Consider the following 13160-nt stretch of genomic DNA (forward strand, 5'->3'; position numbering starts at 1 on the left):
CGACGACGTCAATCGCCATCCCGTCATCCACACATGGTCCTATAAACTCGCCGACGCCGCCTGATAGGATTCGAACCACGAAAACGTTGAACTAGTTCGCGTTTGATCGCCGGCCGCCGGTTGTACGGCCAGCCGGGATGTATCTAGCTCGACGTTTGCCTGTTCGCAGGCGGTTCGTGATCGTGCCTTGGGGGCGCTTGTGCACATATCGGCGCGGACTTAGCAGAAAAAACTATGCTAACGGGCAAGGTTAGAATGAAGAGCCTCGAATAGCCCATAAACTCCATAAAATATATGCAGATAACGTTTGTCATTTGCTTGCGAGGGGTACACATGGAGTTTTCAAGACGTAAGTTTTCAGCCTTGGTGGCGGGATCCCTGACACTGCCGCTTCTGAAAATCGCTCCGGCCCTGGCGGCGGAAAAGGTCGTTCGCATCGGGTTTCAGAAATACGGCACGCTCGTATTGCTGAAGGGAAAGGGCCTGCTGGAGCAGAAGCTCGCCAAGATCGGCTACACGGTAAGCTGGAAGGAATTTCCGGCTGGCCCGCAGCTTCTCGAGGCGTTGAATGTCGGCGCTATCGATTTCGGCACCACCGGAGAGACGCCACCGATCTTCGCTCAGGCCGCCGGCGCTCCTGTCGTTTATGTGGCCCATGAACCGCCGGCCCCGTTGGGCGAAGCCATTCTCGTGCCCAAGGATAGCTCGATCAAATCGGTCGCCGAACTCAAGGGCAAGACCGTGGTCCTCAACAAGGGCTCGAACGTTCACTTCCTTCTCGTCAAAGCGCTCGAGGAGGCCGGTCTCAAATACAGCGACATCAAGACGTCGTTTCTGCCGCCGGCTGACGCACGCGCCGCTTTTGAGCGCGGTGCAGTGGATGCATGGGTGATATGGGATCCTTTCCAGGCGGCTGCAGAGGTGGCGATCGAAGCGCGCGAACTGCGTAATGGCGAAGGCATCGTGCCGAACCATCAATTCTACCTCAGCACCAAGAATTTCGTCGTCGATCATTCGCAGGCCGTCGATATAGTTCTTGAGGCGGTTGGTGAAATCGACGAGTGGGCGAAGGCGAATACGTCGGCTGCAGCGGCAGAGCTTGCCCCGTCCGTTGGTATTCCGGAGGATGTTCTCGCCATCGCGCTGAAGCGCCAGTCCTATGGCGTCAAGGCGCTCGATGCGGCGGTGGTGACGCAGCAGCAGGCAATCGCGGACACCTTCTTCGGGCTCGGTCTCATCCCGAACAAGATTTCCATTGCGGATGTCGTGCGCAAAGGCGGTGCATGATGGTGGAGACGTCGGTGGCCGGCCATCCCGCCGGCGAACGCCGCAGGATCGATTTCAAGGAGTTAGGGAGCGCACTTGCGCCCTTTGCGCTTCCGATCGTGCTGCTGATTGCCTGGGAGATCGCGGCAAGCACGGGCCTTGTCAATGCCCGCCTGATGCCGGCGCCGACGAAGATTGCCGCCGCATTCTGGCGTTTGCTGCTTGATGGCTCGCTCCTCCATCATACGCTTGCTTCGACACAGCGCGCCTTTATCGGGCTTGTGATCGGCGGAGGGTTGGGTTTCGTCGCCGGTGTGTTGAACGGACTTTGGAAGCCGGCCGAGACCTTTCTCGACAGCACGTTGCAGATGCTGCGCAACATTCCGCACCTCGCGCTCATCCCGCTCGTCATCCTCTGGTTCGGCATAGACGAGGGAGCGAAGATATTTCTCGTCGCGACCGGCGTTTTCTTCCCGATCTATATCAACACCTTCCACGGGGTCCGTACCATCGATCCGCAACTGGTCGAGATGGCATCCGTCTACGGCCTCGACCGCAAGGCTCTTATCCAGCGCATCATCCTTCCGGGCGCGCTGCCTTCTATCCTCGTCGGCCTGCGCTATGCGCTCGGTTTTATGTGGCTGACCTTGATCGTCGCCGAAACGATCTCGGCAACCAGCGGCATCGGCTTCATGACGATGAATGCACGGGAGTTCTTTCAGACGGATGTCGTGCTGCTCGGCATCATCATCTATGCCCTGCTCGGCAAGTTCGCCGACATGGCGACCCGGGCGATAGAGCGCCGTGTCCTTGTCTGGCATTCCGCCTATCAGACACCGGATGGTGCGAAGCGATGAGTGCGGTCGAGATATCAGTGGCGACAAATGTCGATGATGCGGCGGAGGGCGGCTTGCCGATCGCGCTGACGCGCGTCAAAAAATCCTTCGGCAAGCTTGACGTGTTGAGCAACTTTAATCTCGAAGTCCCGGCCGGCCAGTTTCTGGCCGTCGTAGGGCGGTCTGGCGGCGGCAAGTCGACGCTGATGCGCCTGATTGCGGGGCTTGATGCACCAAATAGCGGCGCTGTAACGATCGCCGGAGAAAAGGTCGATCGGCTTCATCCGGAGGTGCGCCTGCTTTTCCAGGAAGCTCGTCTCGTTCCATGGCAGCGCGTTATCGAGAATGTCGGCATCGCGCGAGGATCGAACTGGCAGGAGACCGCGCGAGCCGTCCTGGCTGACGTTGGTCTGCAGGAGCGCGAGGAGGATTGGCCGACTGTACTGTCTGGCGGCCAGCGGCAGCGCGTGGCGCTTGCACGCGCTTTGGTCAGCCGACCGCAGATACTCTTGCTCGACGAACCCTTCGGTGCGCTCGATGCCTTAACCCGCATCGACATGCATCGCCTACTTGAGACTATCTGGGCAGACCGCGGTTTCACTACCGTTCTGATCACACATGATGTTGCTGAGGCTGTTGCGCTTGCAGATCGTGTCGTCGTTCTCCATCAAGGCTCAATTGCCCTCGATATAGACATTGATCTCGATCGTCCGCGACGCGAGCTTGCCGATTCCAGGGCTGTCGGTTTGCAACGACGTATTCTGGAGGCGGTGTAAGAGGACGCGTGGCAACAGCGTCTCTTATCCTGGCCGGCCCAAATGGAGGCTGGTCATTGCCCTGCTTTCAAGCCGCAATGGCACCCGCATCTGACCGAGCGCCACTGGGCCGGCCTGGTGGAGAAGGTCAAAGAGGCGCGGTTTCTGCGCCTCTTTCGCACGCCGCCTTGTCAGGAATCTGCGGCGTGAATCTGTTGCGGCGGCCTTGAAGGCTGCCGATAGCGTCCGTTCTGGCAATCAGACCTTGGAGAACGAGCTGAACTGCCTTCGACCAGAGGTTTTTCATCTCGTGGTTCTCTTGCTCAAGCAGCCGGGCCGGCGGCGCGAATATAGTTGCGCCAGCCGCCGAACTCGGTGATCTCTCGGGCCCCCGTTATGGCGTGGACCTCGCAGAGAAAACCTGTGACGCAGGTTCCGTCGTCGAGCGTGATCTTGCCCACGCCAAGCGGCGCCGGAATATTCTGGACGAAACGGGCGAATGCCGCAGGTGGCAGTGCCCAGACTTCTACTTCCACGCCATTGCCCGCAAAGCCCGGATCGCGCACCAGCCCCGGCTTGGGCGGGATCGTGCCGGGGAGAGCGAAGAGCCGATAGCTGCCGTCCGTCCGCGCGGTTTTCACTCTATATCCGCCCGGTCGCGTCAGCTCATGGTTCAGCGGCATATCCGTCAGGTGCGCGCCGACAACCACGATCGGAACAAATTCGTCAGCCATGGGAGCGACACGGCTTGCCTCCGGCAGCACGGCTTTGCGGTCCTTGCCCATTCCGGCGTTCAGCGCCCGATGCATGGCGTCGGCGAACGGGGCCAACGCATCGTCGGTGAAGGCGGGTCCGACGAGCATCACACCCGCTGGCAAATGGTCGTTGGCGTCAAAACCGGCGGGAATGGCGATCGCCGCGCAATCGAGCAGGTTGGCAAAGTTGGTATAGCGGCCGAAGTGGCTGTTCTTGACGATTGGGTCCGCCTGCATTTCTTTGACGGTGTAGGTGGTGGGCGACGTCGGCAGCATCAGGAAATCGACCTTCTCCCACTCGGCCTTGGTTTTCTGCCGCAATGCTTCCAGCTTGTACCGGCCCTCGAAGGCGTCGACGGCATCGTAGGCTTTTGCCCCTTCGATAATGGCGCGCACCGTCGGGTCGAAATCGCCGCCATTCGTCGCCAGGAACTCCTTGACCGCCGCCAGCCGCTCGGCAACCCAGGGGCCGTTGTAGAGCAGTTCAGCCGCCAGCCGAAACGGGGCATAGTCGAAAGGCACGATTACCGCGCCGAATGATCGTGCCCGCTCGATTGCCGCGTCATAGAGAGCTTCCACATCCTTGTTGCCGTAGAATTCCCGTTCCGCACCGCCGAGAATGCCGATGCGCGGACCTGTCGACGGCAGGCTTGCGGGGACGGCTTGCCGTGAGAACGGATCGCGGGTGTCGTAGCCTTCCATGATCCTGCGGATGGCAATGCCATCGCCGACTGTCGCGGCAAAGATGGTGACGACGTCGACACTGCGGCAGGCCGGCACCACGCCGACATTGGGCACCAGCCCCGGCGTCGGCTTGATGCCGACGAGATTGTTGAAGGCGGCCGGGACGCGCCCTGAACCGGCCGTGTCGGTGCCGAGTGAAAAGCTTGCCAGACCAGATGCGACAGCGACGGCCGAACCCGAGCTGGAGCCGCCGGAAACGTAGTTGCTGTTAAATACCGAACGCGGCGCGCCATGCGGTGAGCGCGTGCCGTTCAGCCCGGTCGCGAACTGATCAAGATTGGTCTTGCCGATGACGATGGCGCCGGCAGCCCGCAACCGCGCGACCGTCGTTGCGTCCGCCTGCGGGTGATAGGAAAAGGCCGGGCAGGCGGCCGTTGTCGGCAAGCCTGCAACGTCGATATTGTCCTTGACTGCGAAGGGAATGCCCCAGAGCGGCAGGCTGTTCGGCTCAGGGGCACGCTCCACCAGCTCGCGTGCCGCAGCTCGCAATTCGTCCTCGGGTGTTGTCGTGATGAAGATGGCCGGATCGTCCGATGCCCTGCATCTCGCGATGATCTCTTCCATCACCTTGAGCGGCGACAGGCCGGCCGTATAGGCCTGTCTCAGCGAGGCAAGATCGAGAATGGTGGGAAGCATCAGATTTCCTCCAGAATGACCAGCACATCGCCGGCTTTGACATTGCGCCCAGGGCCGGCGCGCAGATCGCGGACGCGTCCGGCGGCGTGTGCGGTTACGTTGATTTCCATCTTCATGGATTCGATTATGGCCAATGTATCGCCGGCTGCCACCGGCTGGCCTTCTTGGACGAGTATTTTCCAGACATTGCCGGGCACGGCGCTTTCGATGCCGAAGCACCCCTCCGGTATGTCGCCGGCAAAGCCGGCGCCGGAGCCTTCGTCGACGGTGAAGCTGTCGAGACCGAGCTCTTTCCAGCGTTGCCGCTCTGCTTCGAAAGCTGCCTGCTGTCTCGATTTGAAGGCGCCTATGGCGGCGACCTCACGAGCAAGCTCGGCTTCATAGGCGGCGTATGAGAACTCGGTTTCCTCTATCTTGACCGGATAGCCCCCATGCGGGAAGGCGGCACGGGCTTCGCTCAGCTCTTCATGACTGACAGGGAAGAAGCGGATCTGATCGAAGAAGTCGAGTAGCCACGGCTTATCTTTGGCGAAAACCGCTGTCGGTCGCCAACTGTTCCAGACCTGTATGGTGCGACCGAAGAGCTGGTAGCCGCCCGGCCCCTCCATGCCGTAAATGCACATATAGGCGCCGCCGATGCCGACGGCATTTTCCGGCGTCCAGGTGCGAGCGGGATTGTATTTAGTCGTCACCAGCCGGTGGCGCGGGTCGACCGGGGTTGCGACCGGCGCGCCGAGATAGACGTCGCCGAGGCCAAGCACCAGATAGCTGGCATTAAAGACGATATCGCGCACCGCCTGTTCATCCGGCAGGCCGTTGATACGGCGGATGAACTCGATGTTGGATGGGCACCAGGGCGCGTTCGGGCGCACCAGTTCCTGATATTTGCGCATGGCAAGCTCGGCATCCGGGTCGTTCCAGGACAGCGGCAGGTGCACGATGCGGCTCGGCACCTTGACCTGCTGCGCAGCAGGCAGGCTCGCCTCGATTTCGGCCAGCAGTCCCAGCAGGCGATTACGGGTAAGCGCGGTGCCGTTATAGTGGATTTGCAGCGAGCGGATGCCGGGCGTCAGATCGATGATGCCCGGCAAGTGGGCGTCGACGATCGCCTGCATCAGCAACTGCACCCGCAGGCGCAGCGCGATATCGAGCGTCATCGCTCCATATTCGACCAGCAGATTGTCGTCGCCCTGGCGACGATAGACGACGGGCACGGGTCCTTCTCGGCGCTGGCCGACGATCGCCGACCCCGCTGCATTGCCGAGGCGCTGCAGCCTCGGTCCCGCAATCGGGTCTTCGGCACGTTCGGTCGGATGAAACCGGACCTTGTCGCCGGGTTTGAACTGGCCCATTTTCCATTGTTCATCGCCAGCGATGACGGCCGGGCAGACGAATCCGCCGAGGCTCGGACCGTCGGGGCCGAGAATGATCGGCATGTCGCCTGTGAAGTCGATCGCGCCGATCGCATAGGCATTGTCATGCAGGTTGGAGGGATGAAGGCCAGCTTCGCCTCCGTCGCTGCGCGCCCATTTCGGCGCGGGGCCAATCAGACGCACGCCGGTGCGGGCGCTATTGAAGTGTACCTCGTATTCGGTCGAGAACAACGTCTCGATATCGTCTTCGAGAAAGAAGTCCGGCGCGCCATGCGGACCATAGAGGACGCCGATCACCCAGTTGCGGGTCAGAGGAGCGGGCGGGCCTGCCGGTTCTGTCTGTCGCTGCTCGGTGCGTGCCAGCCTCAGGACATGGCCAGTCTGGAGCGTGCCGGTCGCATGGCCTCCGAACCGTCCGAGGCCAAAGGTCGCCCTGGAACCGAGCATGACCGGCGCAGAGAACCCGCCGGCAACGGCGAGATAGGAGCGCTGCCCCGGCCCCTCAATCGCACCGATGGCAAGTGTTTGTCCCGCCCTGGCGTTGATGGCTTCGCCATGCGGCAGGGGCAAGCCGTCGAGGCTCATCGGCATGCGGGCGCCTGCAAGCGCGATGGTGATGTCGGAGAAGATCTTGAGCACCGGGCCGGAAACAGTGAGTTCCAGCGCCGCGGTCTCATCGGCATTGCCGACGAGCCTGTTTGCATGGCGAAACGAGCGCTCGTCCATCGGGCCACTCGGTGGCACGCCGACATGCCAGAGGCCGAGCCGGCCGGGTAATTCCTGAATGCTCGACTGCGCGCCCGGCGTCACCACCTCGATCACATCGGACACGAATGGAAAATCCCTGAGCGCTGTCGTCGCCACATCGCCGCTCGCCAGCAGCTCGGAGCTGGCTATGGCCTTGAGGTATTCCAGATTGGTCTCGATGCCGGCGATGGAGCTTTCCGCCAGTGCGCGCTTCAGCTTCTCGATCGCTGCCGGCCGGTTCTCGGCCGTCACGATCACCTTGGCAAGCATCGGATCGTAGTAGGGGGTGACCTCGGTGCCGGTCTCGATCCAGCCGTCGACACGCGTGCCTGCGGGAAAGACGACTTCGGTCAGCAGACCGGCGCTGGGCCGGAAGCCGGCATGCGGCGTCTCGGCATAGAGGCGGGCTTCGATCGCCGCTCCCTTCGGAACGAGGCTCTCGTTGCCGGAGATTACATCCTCGCCGGCGGCTTGGCGGATCATCCATTCGACAAGGTCGATACCATAGACGGCCTCTGTGACCGGGTGCTCGACCTGGAGGCGGGTATTGACCTCGAGGAAATAGAATTCCTCACGGGCAGGATCGTAGATGAACTCCACGGTCCCGGCGGATTGATAGCGCGCGCAAGCGCCAAGCGCCACGGCTGCCGCATGTAGGCGCTCCCGCATCCGAGGCGAAAGACCGGGTGCAGGTGTCTCCTCGATCACTTTCTGGTTCCGGCGTTGCAGCGAGCAGTCGCGCTCGCCGAGCGCGATCACGCGGCCTTTGCCGTCACCAAAGATTTGGACCTCGACATGTCGGGCCTTGGAAACGAAGCGTTCGAGATAGACGCGAGCATCGCCGAAGCTTGCCTTGGCTGTGCGCTGCACACTTTCAAAGGCGGTCTTAACACTATCGGCATCCTCGCAAAGCTGCATGCCGATGCCGCCGCCGCCGGCTGTCGATTTCAGCATGACCGGATAGCCGATTTCGGTAGCTGCCGCGAGCGCCGTCTCGCCCGTCTCGACAAGACCGCTGCCCGACAGCAGCGGGACGCCGCTTGCGTGCGCCAGTTCACGGGCCGTGTGCTTGAGCCCGAAAGCGGCGATATTATCTGGCGTCGGACCGATGAAGACGATGCCCTCCTTCGCCAGTCGCTCGGCAAAGCCAATGTTTTCAGAAAGGAACCCGTAGCCGGGATGTACGGCTTCGGCGCCCGTTGCCTTGCAAGCCGCAATGACGGCATCGATATTGAGATAGCTTTCGGAGGCATGTGCTGGGCCGAGCCTGACAGCCTCGTCAGCCATCAGCGATGCCTTGGCAAAGCGATCGGCGTCCGAATAGACGACGACGGAGGCAATGCCCATGCGTTTCAGCGTTTGGATGATCCGGACTGCGATTTCGCCGCGATTGGCAATCAATACCTTCTTGAACATCTCAAGCCTCACCGTCCCAGACGAGAACGCGGATCGGCGTCGGATCGAATCCATTGCAGGGATTGTTAATCTGCGGGCAATTGGAGATGACGAGCAGCACGTCCATCTCGGCCTTCAGCTCGACATAATCGCCCGGCGCGGAGATGCCGTCGACGATCGTCATCTTGCCGGTAGGCTCGATCGGCACGTTCATGAAGAAGTTAATATTGGGCACGACATCGCTCTTGCCCATGCCATGCTTTGCGACCTCGAGAACGAAATTGTCCCGGCAGGCATGGAGATATTTGGTGCCGTGGCCGAAGCGCACCGTATTGCTTTCGCAGGAGCACGCGCCGGCAGACGTATCGTGGCGTCCGCAACTGTCGGCCGTCATCGTCAACATGATGCGGCCTTCGTTGGAGATGATACCGGTGCCCGTCGTGACATAGGCCGCACCCTGCTCGCGCATGGTGTCCTGGCTGGAATAGCGTTCCGAATAATCTTCGGCATTGTAGAACAGCGTGTCGATGGCCTGCTGGCCGTAGCTGTCTTCGATGCGCAACGTCTGACCCTTGCGGATCACCGTCGAGAATGGTGCTTCGGCGGCAATGAAGTGATCCTGCACGGCGTTTTCGAGCGTGCGGAAAGAGGCGGTCTGGATGAAATCGATCATGATCGTCTCTCCCTGGATCAAAGGGTGGCGGATGCGTTGTTCTCGAAGCCGCGCACAGCCTCGGCAGTGGCGGTGCGGCACAGGTCGTCGTCGGCGACGGGCCGGACGGACAGTCGGGTCACGGTTACCGGCTTCGGTGCGTAGACGGGGCTCGGATCGAGCGGATGCGGGCAATTGGAAAAGCCCATGATCATCTCCATCTCGGCGCGCAGCTCGACATAATCGCCCTCATGCGGCAGCTCCGACTTCCATGCGAACTTGCCGTTCGCGTCGACACGAACGGGAGCAAAAAGTGCGAGCGCGGCGGGAATATCGCGCTTGTCCAATCCAGCCTTGGTCGCAAGTTTGATGAAATTGTCGCGGCTGTTGCGGGTGCCTTCGCCGTATTTCGCCAGGTTCGAAGCGGCGGTGGAACCACCCATCAGGCAGTCATGAGCACCGGAAGAATCCTCCGTGATGGAGAACATCACGCGGCCCATGTCGGAGAAGATCACTCGCCCTTTCGAAAGGGCGGTAGTCCATTGCATCTTCACTGTGTCAGGCAGATTCAGCCGCTCGCTCGTGTCGACGGCGCTCCACGCAACGAGTGACACGGTCGAGAAGCCCTGTTCCTGGGCGACGCGTAGCGTCTCGCCGCGCTTGATGCGTGTCGACCAGTACCAGCCGCCCGGTATGATCTCCTGATGGACGATCAGCGTGGCATCGATCGGCGGGGCGGGAAGCGGGCTCGGTGTCGGCAAGGCCTTGGGCGCAAATTCCAGGCCCTTCCTTTGGTGGTCCTCGTAACGGGCGCGATTGGCGGCGATTTCTTCCGGCGAACGTCTGACGTGCTGCATGGCTAAATGTCTCCCGACGGTGCCAGGTCGTCCCGGCGGTGCCCCTTTGAAGCGAACGGGCCGTCCCGGTCGGGGCTGAAGATCGAGGCGGCGCCGGCGATACGCGGCGGCCAGATGGAAATGTCCTTGGTGATCGTTGCGCCGTAGCGCTCCTTTTCTTCCGGCCGGTCGCGGCGGCGTTCGAAGGCGACAACCCGGGTGGCGAGTGTGAAGGCTTCGCGCATGTCGTGCGTCACCATGACGACGGTCATCTGCGTCTCGTGCCACAAACGCTTCATCAGCGTGTGGATTTCGGCGCGAATGCCGGGATCGAGTGCGCCGAAAGGCTCGTCGAGCAGCAGCACCTTGGGCCGCATGATGAGCGCCTGCGCCAGCGCGAGGCGTTGCTGCATACCCCCGGAAAGCTGTGCCGGATATTTGTCCTCGTCGCCGGCAAGGCCGACGTCTGCCAGGAGTTGTCGCGCCTCGTCGGTCGCATTTCGGCGCGCGGCGCCAAAAAGCTTGGCTTTGTAGCGCGAGCCGGCGAACTCCTTGCCAAGCAGCACGTTGCCGAGGGCGGTCAGGTGCGGGAAGACCGAATAGCGTTGGAAAACCACGCCGCGGTCGGCGCCCGGCTCAGACGGCAGCGCCGCGCCGTCGAGAGAAATCGTGCCTCTCGTCGGTTGCTCCTGCCCCAACAGCATGCGCAGAAAGGTGGACTTGCCGCAGCCGGATGGACCGACCAAGGCGACGAAGGCGCGGGAGGGGACCGTCAGGGACACATCCTCGAGCACGATCTGGTCGCCATATTCCTTCCAGATCTTTTCTATCCTCAGCTCGCTCATGCCTGCTTCTCCAGTTCGGACCAGGGAAAGACGACGATGCGGAGACGATCGAGAAGATAGTTCATGAGCACGGCAAGCAGCGTGATCCAGACGACGTAGGGAAAGATCACGTCCATCGACAGATATCGGCGGACGAGAAAGATGCGGTAGCCGAGGCCGGAATCGGACGAGATCGCCTCGGCGGCGATTAGGAACAGCCAGGCCGGCCCGAGCTGAAGTCTCAGGCAGGTAATCAGGCGCGGCAGGATCTGCGGCAACACGACACGAAGTGCGATCTGCCACGAGGAGCCGCCAAGCGTTTCGGCCTTGACGATCTGCTCGCGCGGCAATTCCAGCGCCTTCAGCGCCAGATCGCGGATCATCGTCGGCGCAACGCCGATCACGATAAGAGCGATCTTGGAGGTCTCGCCAAGGCCCATGACGATAAACAGGATCGGCAGCAGTGCGAGCGGCGGCACCATTGAAATGACGGCGACGAAGGGCGACAACAAGGCTCTCAGATAGGGCAGCATGCCGATGAGCATGCCGAAGCAAAGCGCGATCGCCGTGGATAGGCCGAGGCCCGACAGGAGCCGCACGACGCTTGCCCAGGTGTCCGACCACAGCAGGTATTCTCCGGTGCGCGGGTCGGCGATGAAGGCCATGCGGTCGATGGCGTCAGCAAAGCCGGCAAGATTGGGCAGCAGTTTGTCGTTGGCGTTTTCGGCAAGCCGCGTGGCCGAGCCGACGGCATAGGCGACGATCAGCAGTGCAAAAGGCAACAGCGTCAAGGCAAGCTGCGCGCCGGGGCTGGGCCTGGTATTGATCCAACGCATGGGAGGCTCCGCGGATGAAGGGACGGGGCGGCGCGATGCCGCCGCCGGAGAAGAGCTCGCTCAGAGCGAAGCGTCGGCCGCGGCCTTCATATAGGTCTCCGTGAAGCGCAGCTTGACGTTCGCGCTATCGCCGAGAACCTTGCCGTCGGGCATTTCGATCCCGATGACATCCGCCGAAGGAGCGCCATTGCCGAGCAGACCCTTCTGGAACAGGAAGCTGCGCACCAGATCCATCGTCTTCGGCAGGTTCGGTGAGGCGGTGAAGGCGACCGCGTCGGCAGGCTTGTCGAAGAGCTTGGTTGCGGCGAGCTGCGCCTCGAAGCCCTTCAGGTCCGTGCCCGATGCTGCTCCCATCGCCTCGCGGGCAGACTTGCCTTCCGGCGTGTCCGCCCTCAACAGCGCGGCCGTTTCATACCAGATACCCGCCAGCGCCTTGCCGAAATCCGGATTGTCCTTAAGGACGTTGCTGTTGGCGGCCATCAGGTCGATGATCTCGCCCGGCACCTGCGAACTGTCGAAGACCTTCTTGGCGGAGGGCTCTTCGAGAATGGTCGAGACCAGCGGATTCCAGGTGACGACGGCGGAGACGTCGGGCGTCTTGTAGGCTGCGACCATGTCGGCATCGGAGGTGTTGACCACCTTCACATCGCGTTCGCTGAGCTTGATGCTGTCGAGCGCGCGGGCGAGCAGATAGTGGGAGACGGAATATTCGACAAGATTGACGTTCTGACCCTTGATGTCGGAAAGGCTCGTCTTGTCCTTGAGGATGACGGCGTCGTTGCCGTTCGAAAAATCGCCGACGATGACGGCCGTCGTATCGACGCCGCCAGCAGCCGGGATCGAAAGGCCATCCATGTTGGTGAGTGTCACGGCATCGAAGGCACCGGCCGTGTACTGGTTCATCGACTCGACGTAATCGTTGAACTGGGTGACCTCGATGTTGATGCCGTATTTGTCGGCCCATTTCTTGACGATGCCGTGGTCGGCCGCATAGCCCCACGGCATCCAGCCGACGTAGATGGACCAGGCGACCTTGAAGCTGGTTTTCGGCGCGGCGCTGGCCGCGGAGCCGAAGCCGAAAATCAGAGAGACCGAAAGGGCCGTTGCGGAAAGGATCTTCGAAAAAGTCTGCATAGAAATTCCCCTTTTGCTTTTTTCAAAAAGGGATCGGCAAAGACCATCGCACCGCCAATCCCTTGGCTTACGAGGTCTCCCGGGCTTTTATCCCGCCGTGCATCCGGTGGGATTTCTCTCCCAGCCGGTGGTAGCTCTCGGACCAGTCACGCCCTCAACGGACGCCGGAACCCTAGCCACCAACTCGGCAGATACGAAGCAAGCACCGTGCCAGATCGTAACTCATTGATTTTTATTTGACTGCATGACGATTGATTGATGTCGAAATCCGTGATGGGTGCAGTTGCGCGAAAATTATGCACTTTCTGACGCCTGAACCATCAACTGAACTTCCATCCCGCAGAGGGTGATAAGAGCAATAGAGCCATCAT

Annotated in this window: 10 protein-coding genes and 1 riboswitch; of the genes, 3 read left to right on the plus strand and 7 right to left on the minus strand. The window is 61.4% G+C overall.

The window, feature by feature from the left end:
• The first annotated feature begins 333 nt into the window (after window positions 1-333).
• Genes GGD50_RS20830 through GGD50_RS20840 form a run of 3 tightly spaced genes read left to right on the plus strand, consistent with a single transcriptional unit; the run spans window position 334 to window position 2878 of the window.
• Entirely contained in the window at window positions 334-1287 is a 954-nt protein-coding gene (locus GGD50_RS20830) for a sulfonate ABC transporter substrate-binding protein (RefSeq protein WP_183939011.1), read from the plus strand.
• On the plus strand, window positions 1287-2123 hold the full coding sequence (locus GGD50_RS20835) for an ABC transporter permease subunit (RefSeq protein ID WP_183939013.1): 837 nt from the start codon (window positions 1287-1289) through the stop codon (window positions 2121-2123). Before GGD50_RS20830 ends, GGD50_RS20835 begins: the two co-directional genes overlap by 1 nt.
• 17 nt (window positions 2124-2140) lie before the next feature.
• Window positions 2141-2878 (plus strand): ABC transporter ATP-binding protein, encoded by a 738-nt coding sequence (locus GGD50_RS20840; RefSeq protein WP_343069986.1) that lies wholly within the window; start codon window positions 2141-2143, stop codon window positions 2876-2878.
• Window positions 2879-3180: 302 nt separating this feature from the next.
• On the opposite strand, the gene atzF is transcribed toward GGD50_RS20840, so the two are convergent.
• From atzF to GGD50_RS20875, 7 genes are read right to left on the minus strand one after another with little or no spacing between them, the layout of a single operon-like run.
• Window positions 3181-4992 (minus strand): allophanate hydrolase, encoded by a 1812-nt coding sequence (gene atzF / locus GGD50_RS20845; protein ID WP_183939017.1) that lies wholly within the window; start codon window positions 4990-4992, stop codon window positions 3181-3183.
• Window positions 4992-8528: an urea carboxylase gene (uca, locus tag GGD50_RS20850; RefSeq protein ID WP_183939019.1), complete on the minus strand. Its 3537-nt coding sequence runs from the start codon at window positions 8526-8528 to the stop codon at window positions 4992-4994. The genes atzF and uca overlap by 1 nt, the downstream gene beginning before the upstream one ends.
• Window position 8529: 1 nt before the next feature.
• On the minus strand, window positions 8530-9180 hold the full coding sequence (locus GGD50_RS20855) for an urea amidolyase associated protein UAAP2 (protein WP_183939021.1): 651 nt from the start codon (window positions 9178-9180) through the stop codon (window positions 8530-8532).
• A gap of 17 nt (window positions 9181-9197) precedes the next feature.
• Window positions 9198-10016, minus strand: coding sequence for an urea amidolyase associated protein UAAP1 (locus tag GGD50_RS20860; RefSeq protein WP_183939023.1), 819 nt, complete (start codon window positions 10014-10016; stop codon window positions 9198-9200).
• Window positions 10017-10018: 2 nt separating this feature from the next.
• Window positions 10019-10840: an ABC transporter ATP-binding protein gene (locus GGD50_RS20865; protein WP_183939025.1), complete on the minus strand. Its 822-nt coding sequence runs from the start codon at window positions 10838-10840 to the stop codon at window positions 10019-10021.
• Window positions 10837-11655: an ABC transporter permease gene (locus GGD50_RS20870; protein WP_183939027.1), complete on the minus strand. Its 819-nt coding sequence runs from the start codon at window positions 11653-11655 to the stop codon at window positions 10837-10839. The genes GGD50_RS20865 and GGD50_RS20870 overlap by 4 nt, the downstream gene beginning before the upstream one ends.
• Before the next feature lie 60 nt (window positions 11656-11715).
• Window positions 11716-12789 carry a putative urea ABC transporter substrate-binding protein gene (locus tag GGD50_RS20875; RefSeq protein ID WP_183939029.1) on the minus strand — a complete coding sequence of 358 codons (1074 nt, stop codon included), beginning with the start codon at window positions 12787-12789 and terminating at the stop codon, window positions 11716-11718.
• Between the two features lie 74 nt (window positions 12790-12863).
• Window positions 12864-12976: riboswitch (guanidine-I (ykkC/yxkD leader) on the minus strand.
• Window positions 12977-13160 lie beyond the last annotated feature (184 nt).

This window comes from Martinezella paranaensis, assembly GCF_014200235.1.
In the GTDB taxonomy this organism is placed as follows: domain Bacteria; phylum Pseudomonadota; class Alphaproteobacteria; order Rhizobiales; family Rhizobiaceae; genus Rhizobium; species Rhizobium paranaense.

Coding starts and splice junctions, on each gene's coding strand:
- GGD50_RS20830 (WP_183939011.1), top strand. CDS start 334: ATGGAGTTTTCAAGACGTAAGTTTTCAGCCTTGGTGGCGGGATCCCTG.
- GGD50_RS20835 (WP_183939013.1), top strand. CDS start 1,287: ATGGTGGAGACGTCGGTGGCCGGCCATCCCGCCGGCGAACGCCGCAGG.
- atzF (WP_183939017.1), bottom strand. CDS start 4,992: ATGCTTCCCACCATTCTCGATCTTGCCTCGCTGAGACAGGCCTATACG.
- uca (WP_183939019.1), bottom strand. CDS start 8,528: ATGTTCAAGAAGGTATTGATTGCCAATCGCGGCGAAATCGCAGTCCGG.
- GGD50_RS20855 (WP_183939021.1), bottom strand. CDS start 9,180: ATGATCGATTTCATCCAGACCGCCTCTTTCCGCACGCTCGAAAACGCC.
- GGD50_RS20860 (WP_183939023.1), bottom strand. CDS start 10,016: ATGCAGCACGTCAGACGTTCGCCGGAAGAAATCGCCGCCAATCGCGCC.
- GGD50_RS20865 (WP_183939025.1), bottom strand. CDS start 10,840: ATGAGCGAGCTGAGGATAGAAAAGATCTGGAAGGAATATGGCGACCAG.
- GGD50_RS20870 (WP_183939027.1), bottom strand. CDS start 11,655: ATGCGTTGGATCAATACCAGGCCCAGCCCCGGCGCGCAGCTTGCCTTG.
- GGD50_RS20875 (WP_183939029.1), bottom strand. CDS start 12,789: ATGCAGACTTTTTCGAAGATCCTTTCCGCAACGGCCCTTTCGGTCTCT.